Origin of the sequence: Halobellus captivus, from assembly GCF_003697845.1 — an archaeon.
Lineage (GTDB): Archaea > Halobacteriota > Halobacteria > Halobacteriales > Haloferacaceae > Halorubrum > Halorubrum glutamatedens.
In genome coordinates this window covers 16,487-38,603 of the sequence record NZ_RDQE01000013.1, presented here as the reverse complement: position 1 = coordinate 38,603, position 22,117 = coordinate 16,487, and the positions used below count along the sequence as shown (strand labels likewise).

General features: G+C 69.1%; 17 protein-coding genes and 1 tRNA gene. 13 read left to right on the top strand and 5 right to left on the bottom strand.

The window, feature by feature from the left end; translation table 11 throughout:
* The first annotated feature begins 2 nt into the window (after positions 1–2).
* From EAO78_RS14535 to flaJ, 10 genes are all read left to right on the top strand, one after another.
* Positions 3–2,411: a BGTF surface domain-containing protein gene (locus tag EAO78_RS14535; RefSeq protein ID WP_122106557.1), complete on the top strand. Its 2,409-nt coding sequence runs from the start codon at positions 3–5 to the stop codon at positions 2,409–2,411.
* A gap of 89 nt (positions 2,412–2,500) precedes the next feature.
* Positions 2,501–2,857, top strand: coding sequence for a chemotaxis protein CheY (gene cheY / locus EAO78_RS14530; RefSeq protein ID WP_122106556.1), 357 nt, complete (start codon positions 2,501–2,503; stop codon positions 2,855–2,857).
* Positions 2,857–4,056 carry a chemotaxis protein CheC gene (locus tag EAO78_RS14525; RefSeq protein WP_122106555.1) on the top strand — a complete coding sequence of 400 codons (1,200 nt, stop codon included), beginning with the start codon at positions 2,857–2,859 and terminating at the stop codon, positions 4,054–4,056. The genes cheY and EAO78_RS14525 overlap by 1 nt, the downstream gene beginning before the upstream one ends.
* A complete protein-coding gene (locus EAO78_RS14520; protein ID WP_122106554.1) occupies positions 4,053–4,604 on the top strand; it encodes a chemotaxis protein CheD in 552 nt (183 codons plus the stop codon). Before EAO78_RS14525 ends, EAO78_RS14520 begins: the two co-directional genes overlap by 4 nt.
* Before the next feature lie 98 nt (positions 4,605–4,702).
* Positions 4,703–6,568 carry a FlaD/FlaE family flagellar protein gene (locus tag EAO78_RS14515; RefSeq protein ID WP_122106553.1) on the top strand — a complete coding sequence of 622 codons (1,866 nt, stop codon included), beginning with the start codon at positions 4,703–4,705 and terminating at the stop codon, positions 6,566–6,568.
* A complete protein-coding gene (arlF, locus tag EAO78_RS14510) occupies positions 6,558–7,025 on the top strand; it encodes an archaellum stator protein ArlF (protein ID WP_122106552.1) in 468 nt (155 codons plus the stop codon). Before EAO78_RS14515 ends, arlF begins: the two co-directional genes overlap by 11 nt.
* Positions 7,026–7,520: an archaellum stator protein ArlG gene (gene arlG / locus EAO78_RS14505; RefSeq protein WP_122106551.1), complete on the top strand. Its 495-nt coding sequence runs from the start codon at positions 7,026–7,028 to the stop codon at positions 7,518–7,520.
* The gene (gene arlH, locus EAO78_RS14500) at positions 7,521–8,273 is read left to right on the top strand and encodes an archaellum protein ArlH (RefSeq protein WP_122106550.1); all 753 of its coding nucleotides are present in this window, start codon (positions 7,521–7,523) and stop codon (positions 8,271–8,273) included.
* A 75-nt stretch (positions 8,274–8,348) separates the two neighbouring features.
* Positions 8,349–10,022 (top strand): type II/IV secretion system ATPase subunit, encoded by a 1,674-nt coding sequence (locus EAO78_RS14495; RefSeq protein ID WP_122106549.1) that lies wholly within the window; start codon positions 8,349–8,351, stop codon positions 10,020–10,022.
* A 4-nt stretch (positions 10,023–10,026) separates the two neighbouring features.
* Positions 10,027–11,763 (top strand): archaellar assembly protein FlaJ, encoded by a 1,737-nt coding sequence (gene flaJ / locus EAO78_RS14490; RefSeq protein WP_122106548.1) that lies wholly within the window; start codon positions 10,027–10,029, stop codon positions 11,761–11,763.
* 374 nt (positions 11,764–12,137) lie between these two features.
* Here flaJ and EAO78_RS14485 read toward each other — a convergent pair whose 3' ends face one another.
* A complete protein-coding gene (locus EAO78_RS14485) occupies positions 12,138–13,061 on the bottom strand; it encodes an NAD-dependent epimerase/dehydratase family protein (RefSeq protein WP_122106547.1) in 924 nt (307 codons plus the stop codon).
* Between the two features lie 126 nt (positions 13,062–13,187).
* Between EAO78_RS14485 and htpX the strand changes: the two genes are divergently transcribed.
* Entirely contained in the window at positions 13,188–14,063 is an 876-nt protein-coding gene (gene htpX / locus EAO78_RS14480) for a zinc metalloprotease HtpX (RefSeq protein WP_122106546.1), read from the top strand.
* Between the two features lie 577 nt (positions 14,064–14,640).
* Here htpX and EAO78_RS14475 read toward each other — a convergent pair.
* Positions 14,641–16,287: an alpha-amylase family protein gene (locus EAO78_RS14475; protein WP_122106545.1), complete on the bottom strand. Its 1,647-nt coding sequence runs from the start codon at positions 16,285–16,287 to the stop codon at positions 14,641–14,643.
* A gap of 108 nt (positions 16,288–16,395) precedes the next feature.
* Between EAO78_RS14475 and EAO78_RS14470 the strand changes: the two genes are divergently transcribed.
* Positions 16,396–16,707: a hypothetical protein gene (locus EAO78_RS14470; protein WP_122106544.1), complete on the top strand. Its 312-nt coding sequence runs from the start codon at positions 16,396–16,398 to the stop codon at positions 16,705–16,707.
* Between the two features lie 87 nt (positions 16,708–16,794).
* On the opposite strand, the gene EAO78_RS14465 is transcribed toward EAO78_RS14470, so the two are convergent.
* Positions 16,795–16,879, bottom strand: a tRNA-Ser gene (locus EAO78_RS14465).
* A 343-nt stretch (positions 16,880–17,222) separates the two neighbouring features.
* On the opposite strand from EAO78_RS14465, the gene EAO78_RS14460 reads away from it, so the two are divergent.
* Positions 17,223–18,185: an AAA family ATPase gene (locus tag EAO78_RS14460; RefSeq protein ID WP_122106543.1), complete on the top strand. Its 963-nt coding sequence runs from the start codon at positions 17,223–17,225 to the stop codon at positions 18,183–18,185.
* Positions 18,186–18,208: 23 nt separating this feature from the next.
* Here EAO78_RS14460 and pyrE read toward each other — a convergent pair whose 3' ends face one another.
* Both pyrE and EAO78_RS14450 read right to left on the bottom strand, forming a co-directional pair.
* Entirely contained in the window at positions 18,209–18,766 is a 558-nt protein-coding gene (gene pyrE, locus EAO78_RS14455) for an orotate phosphoribosyltransferase (protein ID WP_122106542.1), read from the bottom strand.
* A gap of 74 nt (positions 18,767–18,840) precedes the next feature.
* Complete coding sequence (locus tag EAO78_RS14450) at positions 18,841–22,053, bottom strand: PAS domain-containing protein (RefSeq protein WP_122106541.1); 3,213 nt, start codon at positions 22,051–22,053, stop codon at positions 18,841–18,843.
* Between the last annotated feature and the right edge of the window lie 64 nt (positions 22,054–22,117).

The window sequence follows — 22,117 nt, the reverse complement described above, 5'->3', positions numbered from 1 at the left end:
CGATGCCACAGCACTCCCCCTCACCGTCGACGAACGACCCCCTCCTCCCCGCGATCCCCGCCCGCCGAGCGGTCGCGTGTCTCCTCGGCGTCCTCCTCGTCGGGTTCCTCATCGTGAGCACGCTTCCCGCGGTCGGCACGGCGACCGCGGGGGACTCACCCGTCTCCGTCGAGACGGCGGCGATCGACGCCGGACCGGTCGGGGAGGCTCCCGCCGCGGTGAACGCGTCCTTCGGATCCGATACGTACACGACGACCGCCGGCGACCTCGCCGAGGTGACCGTGAGCGTCGAGAACGGACCCAAGTATCTCCTCGTCGGCGGGAACCGCCTCAGCGATTCGGGGGGTCCGGTGGGGTTCGTCGACGTCGTCGAGGTCGACGGCGAGGGCTCGGTCACCCTGACCCTCAACACTCGCGTGGCCGGCACGGGAGTGGACTACGTCTCCGTCACGAGCGAGGAGGGAAGCGCGACGAGCTGTGCGGCGACCGGCTGTTCGCTCGACTTCGTCGACGAGGAGGGCGAGTCAGTCGCGAGCGGTCTCGGAGGACTCCCGTCGAACACGGGCGCGGACGGGACGGTCCGGCCGCTCGCGCCGGAGCGCTATCGGCTCTCGCTCGTCGACAACGCGACCTTCACCGTTGGCGGGGACGGCACCGTCGCCCCAGCGGCCGAATCCGAGCGCTCGGAACTCGTCTTGACCGAGCCGGAGCACCGGGTGGCAGAGGAGGTGGAGGTGTTCACGACGATGCCGGCGGATCCGGACTCGGATCCCGAGGGGATCGAGCCGGTCGGCTCGCTGCGAAGCGACGGGCTCGAGCGCTCGGCCGTCACGAAGGGGGACCGGCTCGTGATCGGCGTCGAGGCGGCCGGGATCTGGGGCGCGCTCTCGCACCTCGCCGACGAGCACGAAGCCGGCACGGTCACCGCCGGCGAGAACGCGACCGGTGCGGTCCTCGGCGACCTGCTCGCCGCGGAGGAGGGGGTGTTCCTGGAGATCGAACAGACGAACCCCGGCCGGAACAGCGCGCCGACGCGGATCGGCCCCGACGAGCTCGAGGACGCCACGCTGATCTTCGAGTCGGCGAGCGAGCTCGAGAGCGCGCCGGACGACCCGACTGCCGGCCGCTTCTACCTCGTGATCGACACGAGCGACGGGAACGCGATCGGCGACCGGCTCGATCCCGGCGAGGAGTACCGCGTCGAGTTCGGCCTCGACGGAGCGGACGGCGAGCGGTATCGGTTCGCCGAGGATCCGGACGCCGTCGACGCCGACGCGCCCTTCGCTGCCGCCTCCGTCGGCGACGACGGGGTGCCCGAGCAGTTCCCGTACCTCTCGACCGACGGGACGGGCGTCTCCGTCGACTCGACGTTCTCGGTCAGCGAGCGATACCTCCGATACGATCACGTCACCGACGACGGCGAGATCCTCGTCGACGGTGACGGAGTCACCGGAACCACGACGCTTCTCCCCGCGACCGAGTTGACCGCCGTGTTCGCCTACGACGGCGGCGAGACGCCGCGGACCGCGGAGTCGACGGTCCGCATCGACGACGACGGGAACTTCAGCATCGATCCCGGGATCGGCGAGGCGCAGCCCGGCGATCGACTGACGGTCGACCTGTACGCCGATTCGGGACCCTACGACAGCCGGACGGCGATCGTGGTCGCGGACGCCGACGAGCCCGACCGGCTCCGGCTCGACGACGAGACGACCGAGCTCAACGTGACCCGCGGCGACACGCTCTCCGAGCTGTCCGTGACGGTTCGCAACGCCGGCGTCGTCGAGAACCGGGAACCGCTGTCGCTCGAGGTCGCCGGCGGGGAGCTATACGAGGAACGGTACGTGACCGTCGCCCCGGACGAGCCACGGAACGAGACGTTCGACGGGACGACGGTCGACCTCGATCCCGGGACGTACTCGTACACGCTGGCGATCGACGGCGACGAGACGACGGGCACGCTCACGGTCGAGCCGGACCCGGCCGTGACTCAGATCGACGACGAGGCGGCCGGAGACGACGAAGCGGACGGAAACGACGGGGACGACGGGAGCGGAACCGAAAACGGAACCGAGGTCTCGAACGGAACGGAACCCGGGAACGAAGCGGGATCGACGAACGGAACGGAAACCGAGGACGACACGGGGAACGGAGGCGACGCCGGGGCTGGAAACGGCACGGACGGTGGAGGCGACACGGAAACCGCGAACGGGACGGACGCCGGAGAGGAAACCGACACCGCGAACGGGACGGAGAGCGGGAACGGGTCCGACCCCGACGGAAACGGCGGTAACGCTCCCGACGAGACCGACACCTCGTCGACGCCGGCGCTCATCCCCGTCGGAACCCGCGAGGCGTTCGGCGGGACGGTCGTCGTGGGCGCGACGTACCTGATCGGCCACTGGGTCTGAGTTCCGATCGCATGCCCGACGGAGAGCGTTCTCAACGGTGAGAACCGCGGGCGAGCGGTTAAGTGGACGCCCGCTCCGGGTTCGTGTATATGGCGAAGCGCGTGCTCATCGCGGACGATTCGGAGTTCATGCGGAACCTGCTCCGTGAGATACTCGAGGGCGAGTTCGAGGTCGTCGGCGAGGCGGAGAACGGGGTGGAGGCGGTGAACATGTACGACGAACACGGACCCGACCTGGTGATGATGGACATCGTGATGCCGATCCGCGACGGGATCGAGGCGACGACGGAGATCAAGGGCGACGACCCGGAGGCGACGGTGATCATGTGCACGAGCGTCGGCCAGGAGGAGAAGATGAAGGCGGCGATCAAGGCCGGCGCGGAGGGGTACATCACGAAGCCGTTCCAGAAGCCGAACGTCCTCGACGCCATCGGGTCGGCGGTCTGATGCGCGTCGACGTTCGAGCGCTCGGCGCGTGTAACCGGCTCGCGGAGCGCGGTGCCGAACGCGCCGCCAACGCGCTGGGCGAGCTGACGGGGTCGGACCTCGCGGTCGAGGTGACGGGCGCGAGCGTCGCCACCGGCGAGGACCTCGCGGAGGCCTTCTCCGGCCGCGAGTCGATCGGCGTGCGCGTCGGACTCGACGGCGGCCTGGAAGGATCGGCCGTGCTCGCGTTCGACGCCGACCAGGTCGACGGGCTGCTCTCGGTGTTGCCCGGCGGCGCGTCGATGGGTCGGAGCGCGGTGACGGAGGTCGGCAACATCGCGCTCGGCGGGTTCCTCGACGGCTGGGCCAACTACCTCGGTCGGGCGATCGACATGACCCCGCCGCGGTACTTCGAGGCCGACGGCGCGGCGGTGCTGCCGGACGGCGCGCTCGCCGGCGATGGCGTCTTCCTCTTCGAGAGCCGGCTCGACGCCACGGCGACCGACCTCGATTTCTCCATCTACATGCTGCCCGACTCCGGGCCGTTTCGCGACCTCGTCGTCGGGAAGACCGCCACGGCGGCGACCGCGGGCGCGGAGGGTGCCGGCGGCTCCGCGGCGGGTGCCACCACCGCGGTCCCGTACGAGTCGCTCTCGACGTTCGCGTCGCTGGCGAAGCGCGGCTCCGCGAACGCCGCCGACAACGTCGGGATGATGACCGGCCTCGAGACCACCGTCGACGTGAGCCGGCTTCGGTTCGTCCCGCTCGCGGACGTGCCGAGCGAGGTGGGAACGGAGCCGCACGCGGGGACCGTCTTCGAGCTCCAGGGACAACCGAGCGGCTACCTCGCGATCCTCTTCTCGGAGGAGTCGGCGGCCGCGGTCGCCGAGGCGATGCTCCCGACCGAGCCGGACGAGCCGCTCGGCGGGACGGCCGAGAACGCGCTCCGTGAACTCGGCAACGTGATGACGAGCGGATTCATCGACGGCTGGGCGAACGTGCTCGGGACGTCCATCTCGCACTCGCCGCCGGAGTTCGTCCACGACATCGGCTCGGCGACGGTCAGCCCGCTCGTCGCCTCGCTGAGCCGCCGCCAGGACTACGGGTTCGTCATCGACGCCGCGATCCGAATGGAGGGGGAACAGGCACGCTGTGACGTGTACGCGCTCCCCGACGAGCGCGAGCTGGCGGCAGCGCTGGAACGCCTCGCCGAGACATGAGCCACCTCACGCCGTCGGGAGACCGGCCCGCCTCGGGTTGGACCGATCCGGATCGATCCGATCCGGCCCGGAATGACGCCCCTCGACGCGTGAAGGTCGGCGTCGGCGACCTCGCCGTCGTGAGCGACGGCGCGACCCTGACGACGAGCGGGCTCGGCTCCTGCGTCGCGGTCGCGCTCGTCGACCCCGAGACCGGGATCCGCGGACTCCTCCACGCCATGCTGCCGTCCGCCGACGGGAGCGTCTCACGATCCCCTCGCCCGGCGAAGTACGTCGACTCGGGGCTCGAAACGCTGGTCGACGAGCTCGCGTCGGCCGGCGCGTCGCCCCGTCGACTCGAGGCGCGGCTCGTCGGCGGCGCGGAGATGCTCGATCTCACGGCCGCGGTCGGCCCGCGAAACGTCGAGCGCGCCCGCGAAAGGCTGGAGGTTGCCGGGATACCCGTCGTCGCCAGCGAGGTCGGCGACGCGGTCGGTCGGACGGTCCGGTTCCTGCCCGGCGGCGACCTCGCCGTCCGGGCGGCCGACGGGTTCGAACGCACCCTGTAGCGTCCGCCGGGGCGGACAGGATCCCGTCGTCAGCCATGTTCTCACGCCTGATATTTTGAGGGGTGGGTTGAAGTGTCGTCTACGGGTTCCTGTGAACAATGGGCCTCGAACTATCGGTGTGGGGCGTCTCGACGGTCGCTTGGACAGTCGCCACGCTGGGGCTCGTCGGTGCGAGCGTTCTCGACCGGTTCCTCGACGACGACGGGGACGACGCGGACGGTGGCGACGACGTCTTCGGTGGCGGTGGAATGGGCAGTGGCGGCGGTATGGGAGGCGGCGGAACGGGCGGCGGAAGTGGTGGGATGGGGGGCGGTGGCGGTATGGGTGGCGGCGGAAGTGGTGGGATGGGGGGCGGTGGCGGTATGGGTGGCGGCGGAAGTGGTGGAATGGGTGGCGGTCTGGACGGTGGAATGGGAGACGGCGGCTTCGACGACTTCGACGGCATGGACGAGTGGGACGACGGCTTCGATGACGGCGGGGGCGGTTCCGACACCGACGAGTTGGAGAAGCGTCTCGACGACCTCGAGGCCGAGGTCGCCACCCTCTCCTCGACGGTGTCGACGGTGCGGTCGGAGAACGAGGAGATCTCCGCCGCGGTCGACGACATCGAGGAGGACGTTCGGAACCTCCTCGACATCTACGAGATGGTCACCCGCGGGATCAACCCCTTCGTCGACGAGTCCAGCGGCTTCAACGGCGGCGGTGCCGCGGACAGTTCCTTCGGCCTCTTCGACGACGACGGCGACGACGAGGCCGACGCGGAACTCGACGACGACGTCGCGAGCGCGGACGCGGACGGCTTCTTCGACGAGGAGCTGCTCGACGAGGACGGACTCGACGACGACGGGCTCGACGACTTCGACGACCTCGCGGAGGCGGACGACGAGGGCGAATCGAACGGCCAACCGGACGACGGCGACCCCGCCGACGCCGCGTCCGAGACCGAACCGGCGGCGGAAGACGACGACATGAACGACGACGGAAAGAGCTTCAGCGAACTCAAAGAGGAGTACGACGCCGGGGAGGCCGACTGGGCCGACGACGCCGGCGACGAGACGGCACCCGAGGAGGGCGCCTTCGAGGACGGAACGGAGCCGTTCGACGACGATGTCGACGGCGATCTCGACGATGGGATCGGGAACGACGCCTTCGATGACGGCCTCGATGACGACGTCGGTGCCGGCGGCGAGGGGTTCGAGGACGACCCCGTCGGAGCGGCTACCGATCCGAAGGGGAACGCCCACGGGGAGCCGGACCCGGCCTCGGCGGCCGGGTCGCGCGGACCGACGCCCGGCGGCGATCCCGCCGAGGCGAACGGGGGCGGCTTCGAGTACGTCGGGCGAGACGACCTCGCGGGCCGGCGCGGCAAGCCATACCTCACCGAGCTGCCCGGCGACTACGTCGGCGACCTGCTCGTGATGGAGTGGCTGGAGTTCCTCGTCGCCGAGAGCGACGTCACCGACGCGGTGCGCGCGGTGAACTACTACGAGCGGATCGAGTGGATCGGCCCCGACGCCGCCGCGCGGCTCCGGGACTTCCTCTCCGGATTCGGGACGATCGACCGCAACGTCGTCGACCGGCCGGGAACCGACCGACTGGTCCGGGAGCATCACACGCGAAGTCTGCGGTACATCACGCAGCTCAACGGCACGGGCGGGCACCTCGTCCTCTTGGACCGGTGGGACGACCTCGCCGGCGGGTCGCTTGTCGGCGGCGAGCCCCCGGCATCCGCTCGAGGCCCCCACGACCGCGGCCACGGCCGACGGAATTCCCGGTCCGACGGGAACGACGAACACGCCCACGAGCGGTCGAACGGGGCGGCTCGGCGGGACGGTCGCGACCGCCGCCCGCGATCCGACGCCGGTAGCGGCCGGAACGGCGACTCGCCCCGTCCGATGAACGACCCCGATCCGCATCCCGACCGCGCCGACCCGGCGGACGGAGGGTGGGGAGATGGGCGTTAGCGTCTCGGCGTCGACGGCCGTCATCGTCGCGGGGATGTTCTTCGCGTTCACCGCCTTCTACCCCGTCGCGGCGAACGGGTTCGAGCGCGTCACCGAGGGCGAACGCGACCTCCACGAGGGGGCGATCGAACGCCAGAACACGGCCGTCACCGTCGAGTCCGCGACGTTCAACGCGAGCGGAAACGACGAGCTCGTCGTGAACGCGACCAACGAGGGGACCGTCGGCCTCGTCGTGAGCGACGCGAGCCTCGTCGTCGACAACGAGTACGTCGACGTCGCGGCCGACGAGTCGTGGACGAGCGTCGACGGCACGGGCGACACCGACCTCTGGCTCGACGGCGAGACGCTCTCGATCGCGATCCCGGACGCGGCGGTCGACGCCGACCTCGCGAACGCGAGCCGCGTCGTCGTCGTCACGGAGTCGGGCGTTCGCGACGCCGCGGAGGTGAGCGCCTGAATGGCGAGCGTTCCGGTCTCCCACCTCATCCTGTTCGTCGCCAGCCTCGTGATCGCCGCCGGCGTCGTCGGCACGGTCACCACCGGCGTCGACCGCGTGAGCGCGGCCGTCGAGGACGGTAGCCTCGACGCGACCCAACAGCTCCGAACGGACGTGACGGTGATCTCCGACCCCAACGGCGGGGTGTACAACGGAACCGAGAACAACGTGACCCTTCTCGTGAAGAACACCGGCACACAGCGGCTCGCTCCGGACGGGTCCGGGCTCGACGTGGTCTTCGACGGCCACTACGTCGCCCCGGACGGAACGGCCGGGGAGCTCGTCTCCGTCGACGGCGCGACCGCCTGGAGCCGCGGCGACGTCCTCGAGCTCACGATCGACCTCGACGCGGTCGACGACGTCGGGAGCCTCGGCGGTGATGGGACCACCGACCACCGGGTGTACCTCACGGTCAACGGGGACGAGGAGACCTTCCGGTTCCGGGTGGAGGCGTAGATGCCCCGCGCCGACAACCTGCTGTCGCTCGGACTGGGCGAGCGCGACCGGCTGAACAAGGAGCTCGGCGGCGGGATCCCCCGCGGGAGCATCGTGCTCATCGAGGGCGATTACGGCGCGGGAAAGAGCGCGATCTCCCAGCGGTTCTCCTACGGGCTCGTCGAGGAGGGGGCGTCGGTGACGCTGATGTCGACGGAGCTCACCGTCCGCGGCTTCATCGACCAGATGCACTCGCTGGAGTACGACGTGGTGAAGCCGCTCTTGAACGAGGAGCTGCTCTTCTTACACGCCGACTTCGACTCCGGGGGGGCGTTCTCCGACGACGACGGCGAGCGAAAGGAGCTGCTCAAGCGGCTGATGAACGCCGACGCGATGTGGCGGTCGGACGTGGTCTTCCTCGACACGTTCGACGCCATCTTCCGGAACGACCCGACGTTCGAGGCGCTCGTCCGGAAGAACGAGGAGCGACAGGCGGCACTCGAGATCATCTCGTTCTTCCGGGAGATCATCTCCCAGGGGAAGGTCGTCGTGCTCACCGTCGACCCCTCGGCGGTCGACGACGACGCGATCGGGCCGTTCCGGTCGATCGCCGACGTCTTCATTCAACTCGAGATGATCGAGGTCGGCAACGATATCCGCCGACAGATCAACGTGAAACGCTTCGCGGGCATGGGCGAACAGGTCGGCGACACCATCGGCTTCTCCGTCCGCTCCGGGACGGGGATCGTCATCGAGAGCCGCAGTGTCGCCTGAGGCGACCGCCGAGGGAACGCCTTCGGCGAGGATCGAGACCACCAGACACGAACGAGACGGCACGAGACACGAACGATGACCGAACACGGCACAGCGAAACCGTCCGACGAGCTCCGGAAGGCCGCCATGCGCCGGCCCCACCTCAGAGAACACCTCAAGGAGTTCAAACAGATCACTGGCGAGTTCCCGCTCTTCATCGAGGAGCCGAAAGACGAGTACGAGTCGGCCCGCCCCAACGTGCTCTACCCGGTCGGCGGGCCGATCTACTGCCACGTGTACGGCGATCTCGGCCAGGAGACGAAGTACTACGCCATCGAGCCGGAGATGTCCGGCCCGCAGGCGACCGTCCTCAACGAGGTGAAGAACAAGCTGCTCGCCGCCAGCGGCGGCCACACCGCGCCGGACTCCGAGGCGGAGTACGACGACCTCATCGAGGAACTGCTCGAGGACGTCACGCACATCCAGAACGGACGGACCGGCTGGAAGGCGACCGCCTCGAAGCTCCTCAACGTCGGCAAGCTCTCCGTCACCGAGGAGACCTACGAGAGCATCCGGTACCGGCTCAATCGCGACATCGTCGGACTCGGGCCGCTCGAGCCCGTGATGCGCGACCCGGCCAACGAGGACATCCACGTGATCGGCCCCCACGAGTGCCACGTCGACCACGGCACGTTCGGCATGCTCGAGACGACCGTCGACTTCGGCACCCCGAAGGAGTTCGACAACTGGCTGCGCAACATGGGCGAGCGGATCGGCGACCCGCTCTCGGACTCCGACCCCATCGTCGACTCGACGCTCCCCGACGGCTCGCGTATCAACATCATCTACTCGGACGACGTCTCGCTCAAGGGGTCCTCGCTCACGATCCGCCAGGGCGAGGAGGTTCCCCTCTCGATCAACCAGATCACGAACTGGGGGACGCTCTCGCCGCAGCTGGCTGCGTATCTCTGGCTCTGTCTGGAGAACGAACAGACCGTCTTCGTCGTCGGGGAGACGGCCTCGGGGAAGACGACGACGCTGAACGCGATCCTCTCGTACATTCCACAGGACTCGAAGATATACACGGCGGAGGACACCGCCGAGGTGATCCCGCCGCACAACACCTGGCAGCAGCTCCTCACTCGGGAGGGAGGCGGGGAGGGGTCCTCGGACGTCGACATGTTCGATCTGGTCGCCGCCGCGTTGCGGTCGCGACCCGACTACATCATCGTGGGCGAGGTCCGCGGTGCGGAGGGTCGCATGGCGTTCCAGGCGGCCCAGACGGGTCACCCGGTCATGTTGACGTTCCACGCCTCCGACATCGTCTCGATGATCCAGCGGTTCACCTCCGAGCCGATCAACGTCCCGGAGACGTTCATGGACAACGCCGACGTGGCGCTGTTCCAGAACCGGGTGAAACAGGGCGACGACGTGCTCCGGCGGGTGACGAGCGTCCAGGAGATCGAGGGCTACTCGAAGGAGATGGATGGCGTCGTCACCCGCGAGGTGTTCAGCTGGGACCCCGTCGAGGACGACATCGTCTTCCAGGGGATGAACAACTCGTACGTGTTGGAGGAGCAGATCGCGACGCTTCTGGGGTACGCGGACACCCGCGACATCTACGACGACCTCGACTTCCGCGCGGAGCTGATAGAGCGGATGATCGGGGAGGGAATCCTGGGCTACCACGAGGTGAACCGGGCGATAGACGCCTTCCAGCGCGACGGCGTCGAGGGGCTTCCCTTCGAGATGCACCGGAACGTCAGGTGAGTCGATGAACGTAAAGGCGGCTGGGGACGGGCTCGCGGTCGCGATGCGGCTGACCGAGGAGGTGCTCGACTCCTACGGGAAGCTCGACATCTCCAAGCGGCAGTACGTCGGGTACGTGCTCGTCCCGGCGATCCTGGTGTTCGTGGCTACCGTGATCGGAGCGTTCGTCCTTCCGTTACCCGTCGCCGCACGGGTACCGATCCCGATGTTCGGCGCGCTCACGCTGATCTCGGCGGTCGTCTATCCCAAGATCTACCTCAGCGGCGTCGAGAACCGGATCGACAACCAGCTCCACCTCGTGATGACGCACATGACCGTGCTGTCGACGACGAACATCGACCGCATGGAGGTGTTCCGAACGCTGGCGAAGGAGGAGGAGTACGGGGCCGCAGCCGAGGAGATCGGCCGGGTCGTCCACCTCGTGGACACCTGGAACCAGAGCCTCGACGACGCGTGTCGCCGGCGCGCCAAGGAGGTCCCCTCCGACGCGATGGCCGACTTCTTCGACCGGCTCGGCTACACCCTCGGGGCCGGCCAGTCGCTCGAGGACTTCCTCGTCTCCGAACAGGACGTGATGTTGGCGAAGTACGAGACGCTCTACGAGTCGTCGCTGTCGAACCTGGAGGTGATGAAGGACCTGTACATGTCGATGATCCTCTCGATGACGTTCGCGCTGGTGTTCGCCATCGTGCTCCCCATCCTGACGGGCAACGACCCGACGGCGACGGTCTCGGCCGTGATCGTCCTCTTCGTCTTCGTTCAGCTCGGCTTCTACGCGATGATCCGGGCGACCTCCCCGTACGACCCGATCTGGTATCACCCCGAGGAGCGCGCGCCCGGCGACCGCAAGCTGTGGGCGTCGCTCGGGGTCGGTGCCGGGCTCTCGCTTCTGCTCATCGGATTCACGGCGGCCGGGATGTTCGGGTACGGCCCGGGACTGCCCGGCCTCCTCTTCTTCCTCGACGACGTCCGGCTCCCGCTGTACCTCGCGGTCCCGATCACCCCGCTCTTTCTCACCGGGGTCGTCCTCCGGGCCGAGGAGGGCGCGATCACCGCCCGCGACGGGGAGTTCCCCTCGTTCGTCCGGGCGCTCGGCGCGACCGAGAGCGCGAAGCAGTCGACGACCTCGGACGTGTTGACGACGCTTCGCGACAAGGACTTCGGCGCGCTCTCGCCGTCGATCGAGCGGCTCTACCGCCGGCTCAACATGCGTATCAGCACGGAGGGCGCGTGGCGCGCCTTCTCGCGTGACACCCGGTCGTACCTCATCCAGAAGTTCTCCGAGATGTACCTCGTCGGGCGGCGGATGGGCGGCGACCCGAAGCTGCTCGGCGAGCTGATCTCGACGAACATGAACACCGTCAACCAGCTCCGCGAGCAGCGTCGGCAGTCGGCGGTGACGTTCATCGGGCTCCTCTACGGGATCACGGCCGCGGCGACGTTCGCCTTCTTCATCGGGCTGGAGATCGTCGCCATCCTCGCCGAGTTGACCGCCGACTTCGAGATCGACCAGATGGACATCGGCCAGATCGTCTACCCCGGCGCGTACGACATCCCGCTCATCGAGTATCTGCTGCTCACGGTGGTGCTTTTCAACGCCGCGCTCTCCTCGCAGATGATCCGGAAGATCGACGGCGGCAACCCCGCGAACGGCTACATCCACTTCGTGTTGTTGACGTGGCTCGGCGCGGCCACCGCGATCGCAACCCGGACGCTCGTGAACGCGATCCTCTCGATCTAACACGCTCGGGTCCCGTGAGACGACGTTTCGATCGTCTCAAAGTTCCCGATCTCTCGACCGTACGTCGTTGCTAGCGCGGAGCCCACCGCCAAAGCCCCAGTCGCGAGGACTCGTGTGACTCGCTGTGCGCTTCGGTCGCTCGCGGTGCTCTCCCTCAGTGCTTGCTTCGTCGGACTTCGCCCTCGTGACTGCCCCTTTGCGTCCCACCCGACCGCCCCGCAACCGCACCTCACGCCTCCCCAGCCTCGTTGCTCGCGCTTTCGCGCTCGCAACTCCCTCGCGTGCCGGTCGCGGGCCGCTGGCCCGCTCCCGGGCGCGCCGACCGTAGTATGGCCGACCCCGGCACGGAATCGTCTCGAAGCAGCGTTTTCCGCCTACACGTCGAACAGCGCTGGCTCCGCCACGTCCGCGTCGGCCGCCTCTCGCCACGAGCGGTCCGGCTCCCAGCCGAACAGCCGATTCGCCTTCGCGATCGCGTACGCGCCCCGGTCGTCGCCCTCGGCGACGTCGACGTCCGCGGGGAGCCCGCCGTACGCCTCCCGCAGGAGGTCGAGCAGGGGGCGGCCGAGCGCGTTGTCGGCGGCGACGCAGTTGACCGCCTCGTGGGTCCCCGGCTCGACGGCTGGGTCCTCGCCGAGGAGGTCGGCGACCACGACGGCGACGAGGTCGGCCACGTCCCGGACGTCGACGTACGACCAGAAGTTGCCCGCGCCGGCCGAGAGCTCCTCGACGTACCCCTCCTCCCGGCAGGCGTACGCGCCGGGGTACTGGATCCACGAGGGGCGGATCGAGACCGTCGAGACCCCGTGCCGCCTGGCGACCGCCGCCGCCGTCTCCTCGGCGGTCACCTTCGAGAGCCCGTAGGGGTCCTCGGGTCGCAGCGGGTGGTCCTCGGTCACGGGGAGCTCGTCCGGCAGCGGCGTCGGGTCGGCGAAGAAGAAGCCGTACGCGCCGTCGCTCGACGCCTGGACGACCGGCGCGTCCGCACGGCCCGCCGCCGTCAGGACGTTGTGGGCGGCGAGCGCGTTCGTCTCGAAGACGCGCCCCTCCGGGTGGGTGCCCGCGACGGGGATCGCGGCCCAGTGGACGACCGCGTCCGGGTCGACCGCGCTCACGACGTCGAGCGCCTCGCCGCGATCCGCGAGGTCGGCCGCCCGGAACGAGACGTTCGGCGCGGGGTCGACGCCGAGTCCGGGGTGCTCGCGGTCGACGACGACGACCTCGTGGTCGCCGGCGAGCCGGTCCACCACCCACGTTCCCGACGCCCCGCGTCCGCCCGTGACCAGGACCGTTGCCATGGCGGAATCTCGATCGAGGCGGACTAAAGGACGACGGTGTCCGGGGCAACCGAACCGGGAGCGATCCGGCGGCCGGAACCGCTCGCCTCCGGTAGGCTTTACCGGACCGAACGGCTACGTTCGAGCATGGATTGGAACACGGACTGGGGACTGCGTGGACGGATGGCGTTCACGATGTTCCTCCTGTTCGCCCTCTATCTCGTGTTCGTCGGGTTCCTCACCCTCTACTTCGAGAATGGGCTGTTCCCGTTGATCATGCTCGGCGGGTTCGCGATCGCGCAGTACTTCTTCAGCGACAAGCTCGCCCTCCGGGGGATGGGCGCGCGCGAGGTGAGCGCCGAGGAGTATCCCGAGCTCCACCGCCGGATCGAGCGACTGAGCCAGCAGGCCGACCTCCCGAAGCCGAAGGTCGCCGTCTCCGACACGCAGGTGCCGAACGCGTTCGCGACCGGCCGGAACAAGAAGAACGCGACGGTCGCGGTGACGACGGGACTGCTTCGCACCCTCGACTCCGACGAACTCGACGGCGTGCTCGCCCACGAGCTCGCCCACGTGAAGAACCGCGACGTGATGGTGATGACCATCGCGTCGTTCCTCTCGACCATCGCCTTCTTCATCGTGCGGTGGGGGTGGCTCTTCGGCGGGAACAACCGACAGGGCGGCGCGCCCGTGATCGTCGCCATCGCGGTGTCGATCGTCGTCTGGATCGTCTCGTTCCTGCTCATCCGTGCACTCTCGCGGTACCGCGAGTACTCCGCGGACCGCGGCGCGGCGGTCATCACCGGCCAGCCCGGCGCGCTGGCGTCCGCACTGATCAGCATCGACGGTCGGATGGACCGCGTCCCGGATCAGGACCTCCGTGACGGCAGCGCCGAGATGAACGCCTTCTTCATCATCCCGATCCGCGCGGGGTTCCTGAGCCGGGTCGCCTCCACGCACCCGCCGACGGAGAAGCGGATCGAGCGGCTCCGCGACCTCGAACGCGAGATGGAGACCGCCTGAGACGGGTCCGTCGAGCCGGGTCAGATCTCGTTTCGTCCGCGACCGCGTGGCCGTTTTCGAGAGGCTCGCGAGCGGTTCGTTCCCGGGCGCACTTCGACGAATCGTCAGTCAGAGTCCGCCTGCACATCCACCTTTTTCATCGTCGGGTTCTCTCGCTCACTACGTTCGCTTCGAGAACCCCTCCTCGAAAAACCTGGAGGGAAAGAGCCGACTCCGCCGTCTTCGACGGCTCCGTCGGTGAAACGCCTCGCCGTGCTCGTCGTCTGCTGGCGTCGTCTCCGGTCGATCTGTGAATCCGCTCTTCAACCCGCACAGCCCCGCACCTCACGCCTCCCCAGCCTCGCCGTTCGCGCGTTTCACGCGCTCACGGCGTCCCTCGCGGGCTGTTCGTGTCCTCCCGGGCGTTCGGAGGCGCAGGGCGAGAGCAGAGCTCTCGCTTGAAGCCGGCGCGAAGCGCCGGCGACGCCACCGTGATGCGGACTCGTTCGTTGCTTAGGCTGTACTGACCGTCCCCGGGTGACTTCCGAGGCGTACGGACGGTCGTCTGACGCTCGACCCCTCGAACGGGTCTCCCAGCTTACCGCTTCTCCCCGCGCAGCCAGACGTACTCGTGAGCGTCCAGCATGACGGTGACGCCGCCGTCCGCGACGCGATAGCTCCCGCCTCCGACGACGCGCTCGGCCGCCTCGGGATCGACGTCGAACCCGAAGACTGCGTCGCGCGGCTCCGCGGCGAAGTTTTGGGCACAGAGGAGGACATCCCCCTCGTGATCGAAGCGGTGCGCCCACATCTCCTTGGGTTCGGCGTCGACGATCCGGAAGTCGCCGCGGGCGATCTCCGGGCAACCGTCGCGGGCGCGTGAGAGCTCGCGGACCCGCGAGAGGAGCGAGTCGGGGTCGTCGCGCTGGGCCGCGACGTTCACCCGGTCGTACGCGTACGTCCCCTCGTCGACGACCGGGTTGTAACAGTCCGCCTGGTCGGCCGTCGAGAACCCGCCGTTCTCCGAGTCGTCCCACTGCATCGGCGTGCGGACCGCCTCGCGCTCCGGCAGCGAGAGGTCCGCGCCCATGCCGATCTCGTCGCCCGACTGGAGCGCGACGGAGCCGGGAAGCGAGAAGAGCAGGCCGTGGGCCAACGCGATCCGGTCGGGGTCGCCGTCGTACAGGTCCGCGAGCCGGAGCCGGTGGCCCCGCTCGAAGATCCACGAGTCGCCCCGATCGTCGCCGAAGTACTCGCGGGCGTGTTCGAACGCCTCCTCGGGCAGCTTCAGCAGGTTCCACTCGTCGTGGTTCCGCAGGAAGTTCACCCAGCCGCCGACCCCGTGGACGTCGGGGAGGATCTCGTGGGCTCGGTAGAGCGGCCACGCGTCCCGCACCCCGACAGCGTACGTGAGGTGGGCGTTCATCACGAAGTTGAACTGGAGGTGGAACGCCTCGCCGTCGCCGAAGTAGTAGTCGAGGTTCGCGGGCTCGTCGTCGGCCTCGGCCAGCAGGACGGCGTCGGACTGCTCGGCCTCGACGACCTCGCGCATCCGCTTGAACAGGTCGATGGGCTCGTCGAGCTCGGTGTCCTCGAGCGTCGTCGCGTTATGCCCCTTGGGCATCAGCATGGGGTGGGCGGCGTCGATCCGGAAGCCGTCCGCGCCCTGATCGAGCCAGAAGCGGAGCACGTCGTACAGCTCCTCGCGGACGGCGGGGTTCGCCACGTTGAGGTCCGGCTGGTGGCCGTAGAACTGGTGGAAGTAGTGCTTCCCGGCGACGTCGTCGTACGACCAGACGCCGTCCTCGTACTCCGGGAAGATGTTGCCGCGGTGGTGGGCGTCCTCGAGGTGGCTCGTCCAGCAGTAGTAGTCGTGATACTCCGACTCGGGGTCCTCTCGGGCGCGCCGGAACCACTCGTGTTCGTCGGACGTGTGGTTGAAGACGAGGTCGGTGAGCACGTAGATTCCGCGTTCGTGTGCGCGCTCGGCGAACTCCCGGAAGTCCTCGAGCGTCCCCAGCCGGTCGTCGACCGCGTAGTAGTCGGCGACGTCGTATCCGTTGTCCCGCAGCGGGCTCGGGTAGAACGGACGGATCCAGACGGCGTCGACGCCGAGGTCGTCGAGGTACGGCAGTCGGTCCATCGCCCCCCGAAAGTCCCCCCATCCGTCGCCGTCGGCGTCGTCGAACGTCTTCACGTCGAGCGAGTAGATCGTCGCGTCCTCGTACCACTCGGGCTCGGTCATGCCGGTCGCTATGGGGGCCGGGGGTGTGATTCCTTTCGATCGCCGCGGTCGCTCGCCGCTCCCTCTCGTCTGACGGGGTTTTTAATCGATGAGCCCCCAGTGTCGGTCGTGAGCGTCGTCGTCGCGGTCAAACCGTCCGCGCGCAAGCGCAACGCGAAGGTGGGGCGGCTCGTCTTCGAGGACGGCTCCCGCCACGCGTTCGAGAGCCGCGCCGCCGCCGAGCGGTGGGCCGACGACCTCTCGACGGGCGACGGCCACGTCTGGGTGGCCGCCGCTCACCCCCGAGACGGCGACGTCGCCGACCTCTATCTGGTCTCGCGGGCGACGAACGCCAAGCTCGAGGCGGCCTACGACAAGCGCCGACGACGGCTCCGCGGCGACGCCGACCGCGAACAGGCGTCGCTCGGGAATCCGCTCTGATCGGGAACCCGCCCCACGCTCGAGGACGAGATCGACACGTAGTCGACGACGACGCGTCTCGCCGTCGACGTGAGGGTCGAGAGAAAGCGCCGAGGCGGAGATTTGAACTCCGGTGTCCGAATGGACAGTAGATTTCGAATCTACCGCCTTGGCCAGGCTAGGCTACCTCGGCTCGTCTCCGGGTTCGACGGTTGCGATGTTATGGGTTTCGATCGTGGTTCGCCGTCTCCGTCGGACCGGTCGTCTTCCGGGCGAAACGGACCGCTCGATCGCGGAGAACACCGTCAGATCTGACCCTTCGAGTCCCACCCGACCGTCCCGCACCTCACGCCTCCCCAGCCTCATCGCTCGTTTGCACTCGCGATTCCCTCGCGCGATCCGCTCGCGCCGCGAGGCGGCGCTCGCGGGCGCGCGTCACCGCAGATGTGCATCTGCAACGGCAGATCCGGAGGATCGACCTCGGATCCCGCGATCTCCCGGACAATCCTTTTGTCGTCTCCCCCGCTGGCGGTGGTATGGACGTCCCCGACGCGGCCGACGCCTGTGCCCGCGTGATCGACGAGATCGGGTCAGCGGTCGTCGCCGACCGCGAGTTCCTCGAACGGGTCACGCTCGGGATCATCGCCCGCGGCCACGTGCTCTTAGAGGACGTGCCCGGAACCGGTAAGACCCTCTCGGCGCGGTCGTTCGCGACCGCGCTCGGCTTGGAGTTCTCGCGGGTCCAGTTCACGCCGGACCTCCTCCCCTCCGACGTGACCGGCACGAACGTCTTCGACGAGCGGGACGGCACCTTCACCTTCTCGCCGGGGCCGATCTTCGCGAACGTCGTGCTCGCCGACGAGATCAACCGCGCCCCGCCGAAGACCCAGGCGGCGTTACTGGAGGCGATGGAGGAGGGACAGGTCACCGTCGACGGCGAGACCCACGACCTCCCGACGCCCTTCTACGTCATCGCGACGCAGAACCCCGTCGAGAGCGAGGGCGCGTTCCCGCTTCCGGAGGCGCAACTCGACCGGTTCATGATCAAGACGTCGCTCGGCTACCCCGACGAGGCCGGCGAGGCCGAGATCCTCCGCCGGCGTGCCGGCCGCACCGACCGGAGCCCGACCGCCGAACGGGTGCTCGATCCCGCGGACGTGGCCGACCTCCGGGCGGTCCCGGAGACGGTCCGCGTCGACGACGACCTCCTCGCGTACATGGCGTCCGTCGTCCACCGGACCCGCGAGGACCGCCGGGTCGAGGTGGGCGTCTCCCCCCGCGGGACCCAGCGGCTCTTCGAGGCCGCCCGCGCGAACGCGACCGTCGCCGGCCGGGACTTTCTCACTCCCGACGACGTGAAACGCGTCGCGGAGCCGACGCTCGCGCATCGGCTCGTGTTGACGCCGGACGCGACCGTCAATGACGTGTCGAAGGCGGACGTGATCGCCGACGCGCTCGACCGCGTCGCGGTCCCGACGGTGGAGTCGCCGGAGGCGTGAGAGCGACCTGCGGGGAACGGGCACTACGCCCCGTCGTCCGCGCCGCGGTCCGCGAGCAGCTCCGACGCGGTCAACAGCGCCTCCAGCTCCACGTCGTGGTCGGCCAGGAGCTCCGCAGCACCCTCCTCGCGGTCGACGACGACGAGCACCCGGTTCACGGTCGCGCCCGCCTCCCGGAGCGCCTCGACCGCGTCGACGGCCGATCGTCCGGTCGTCGCGATGTCCTCCAGGACGACGACCTCCTCGCCCGCCTCGAGCCGGCCCTCGATCCGGTTGCCGGTGCCGTACTCCTTGGCCTGCTTGCGCGCGATGACGTAGGGTCGGCCGAGCGTCTCCGCGGTCACCGCCACGAGCGGGACCGCGCCGAGCGCGACGCCCGCCAGCTTCGCGTCCGTGTCGGCGAGCCGGTCGGCGAACGCGTCGGCGATCCGCCCCAGGCAGTCGGGGTCGGTCTCGAAGAGGTACTTGTCGACGTAGTAGTCACTCGTGCCGCCGTGTGAGAGTTCGAACTCGCCGAACTTCACGGCGTCGGCCGCGCGCAACGCCGCGATCAGCCCGTCCCGTCGGTCGTCGTCGGTCATGTCCGATCCGGATCGCGGAGCGACCATAAACCGGTCGGAACCGCGGGGGCCGCGGGCCCTCGTGACGCGTGGCGTCACTCCGCCCCGTCGGCGGCGGGCAGACGGAGGTGGACCGCCGTCCCCGCTCCGTCGATCCCCGGTCCGAACCGGACGGTCCCCCCGTACGACTCGACGACCCAGGCGACGATCCACAGCCCGAGTCCGGAGTTGTGTCGGAGCTGGGTCACCTCCGTGTCGCCCGCGACGACCTCGCGGATCGCCTCCGGAATCCCCGGGCCGTCGTCCGAGACGGTCACCGTGACGCCCGCGCCGTCCGGGTCGGGCTCGGCCGCGATCGACACCCGCGGTGACCCCGACCCGGCGTGGACGATCGCGTTCTCGACGAGGTGGTCGAGGACCCGCTCGAACCGGTCGTCGGCGCGGACCGCGATCGAGGGAGGAACCGCCACGTCGATCCGCGCCTCCGGCCGGTCGTCCCGCCAGCGGTCGGCAACCGTCCGTGCGACCGGTGCGACCGAGACGGGTTCGGGATCGCTCTCGACGCCCTCGTCGACGATCTCCTTGATCTCGCGGGCCCCGTCGCCCAGGGCGACGAGCCGCTCCGCGGTCGCCTCGATCCGGGCGGCGTAGTCGCGGACGCGGTCGTCGCCCGTCATTCCCTGTATCTCGCTCGCGAACCCGAAGACGACGTTCAGCTCGTTCCGGAGGTTGTGTCTGAGAATTCGATTGACGATGGTGAGATACCGTTCCCGGTGTTTGCGCTCGGTGATGTCGGTGTAGATCCCGAACGCATGCGTTCCCTCCGGCGTCTCGTAGGTGAACCCGCGGAAGAGGAACTCCCGAGGACCGTCGACGGTTCGTCGTCGGACCTCGTCGGTGACGAATCCCTCCTCGCGGACCCGTCGATCGAGCGAAGGCTCGCCCCGGATCGCCGACTCGTCGAGCGGGTCGTATCGGAGGTCAAGCGTCGTGACCGGCTCGCCCCGGATCGCCGACTCGTCGTAGCCGAACCGTTCGGCGAACGCCGGGTTGATCGCCCGGACGATCGTATCATCACCTCGATGAATCACCTCGATGGCCGGGTCGGGGAGCCGCTCGAACAGCCGATCGAACCGGTCGCGTTCCTGCGAGAGCTCGCTTCGGGCCCGATACAGGTCGGTCGTGTCGGCGAGCGATCCGACGACGCCGGCCGAGTCGTCCCCGAGCCCGGAGAGTCGGAGCTCGCCGCGACGACGCGTGGCCTCCTCCCGTCCGCCCTCGACCCGTTCTCCGTCGCGTTCGATCCACAGATCGACGCTCGCCGTTCTCTCGTCCGCTCCGGAGACGACGGAGGCGAGCGCTTCCGCCACGGCGTCGGCGCTCGCGTCCGGGAGGCGTGCCGAGAGCGGCCGGTCGACGAGCGACTCCCGATCGACTCCCAGCCACGCCGCGAACGGCTCCGTCGCGTACGTGACCCGCCCGTCGACGTCGAGAACGCACACCATGTCGTCGACGTTCTCGAGCGCCAGCTCGTACGTGCGGAGGCGTCGCTGTCGCTCCACCCGCTCGAACGCCGCCGCCCCGTTCGTTGCCAGCAGCTTGACGATGGAGACGTCCGACTCATCGAAGGCGTCCGGCTCCGCCGACGCCACGGAGAAGACGCCGTGCTCCCCGAGCGGAACGGCGATCACCGACCGGACGCCCCCGTACTCTCGTCCGTCATCCCGCGAGGAGACGTCCGGCGTGATCACCGGTTCGCCCGTTGCGAAGGCCTCGCCGACGACGCCGTCTCCGGGATCCCGCGGCGGTCGAACCCCCAGACGGTCCGCGGCCCCGTCGCTCAGCGCGACGACCTCGAGCGCGTCGATCCCGGGATCGTACAATCTGACGCCGTTTATTTCGTATCCGAGAACGTCCTCGGCGGCGTCGACGAGCCGCTCCGCGATCCCCTCCACATCCGACGCGCGCTGGAGCCCCTCCGTCGTCCCGAGGAGACGCTCGAGTCGCTGCTCGCGACGCTTCCGGTCGGTCACGTCCGTGAAGAAGACGGAGAGCCCCTCCTCGGAGGGGTACGCCCGCGCCTTCGTCCAGAGGTCGAGCGGCTCGTAGTGCTGCTCGAAGACGACCGGCTGCTGCGTCTCCATCGCCTCGCGATAGGCGGACTCGTAGGCCTCCTCGAGTGCGTCGGGGAACTCGCTCCAGACGTTGGTGCCGACGAGATCGTCGGCGTCACGCTCGAGGAGCATCGCCGCCTTCGCGTTGACGTAGGTGAACTCCCAGTCGTCGTCGAGCGCGAAGAACGCGTCGTCGATCCGCTCGAGGGTGTTCTCGAGCCGTTTCCGCGCCGACTGAAGCCGGTCTCTGGCCCGCTGGCGTTCGAATTCCTGTCCGAGCCACTCGGCGAGCAGCTCGACGAACAGTCGTTCGTCCGGCGTGAACGCCCGATCGCGCGTCTCCTCGTCGGCGAAACACAGGGTCCCGAGGACCTCGTTGTCGACGACGACGCGCCCGCCGATGTACGTCTCCAGTCCGAACACCTCGTGGGCCGGATCGCCCGCCCATCCGTCGGCATCGGCCTTCGAGAACGCGGTGACCCCGCCGTCCTCTATCGTCCGGCGACAGTACGTCGTCTCCAGCGGGACGGTGCCGTCCGGACCGACCGCCCCGGCCTCGACGAGGGACCGAAGCAGGTCGTCGGCACCCAGCTGGCGGGTGAGCTCGAACTCGTCGTCATCGATCCGCGACGTGAACCCGATCGTCAGGTCGAGCCGGTCGCGGCCGAGCTCGAGCAACCGATCGATCTTCGCTTCGACCTCCAACGAGCGGTCCGCGGTGATCCGGAGGAACCGCTCCAGGAACTCGTCGTTGGTCCCCTCGTTCTTTTCGGCGGCCTCGGTGAGGCGAACCGCCCGCTCCGCAAGGGTCTCTTCGTCCGCCGCCAGACGACGGCCGGAGACGTACTCGATCCCGCGTCGTCCCACGTCGATCGCGGCGTCGACGTCGTCGTCCGCGGTGTACGCGAGGATCGGCGTCTCCGGGAACCGGTCGCTGACCCGTCGGAGTCGTTCTCCCCGGTCGGTGCGTTCTCCACGCTCGGTTCGCTCCTCCCGCCCGTCGCGATGTCTCTCGTCCGGACGGTCGTCGTCGGACTCGGTCGGGTCCCCGTCGAGACGGAGCAGGACCACGACGACGTCGTCGCCGGCGTCGGCCTCCGGGACCCGGCTGACGGTTCGCGTCCCCTCGGGAAGCACGCTCCACGACGCGTTCGGCACGCTCCCGACGTGGAGGGGTCGTCCCTCAGCGGTCATCCATCCGTCGCCCTGCGCTCCGCTCCGTCGTCGGACGGTCCGTGGCGGAGCTGTAGTCCCGCCG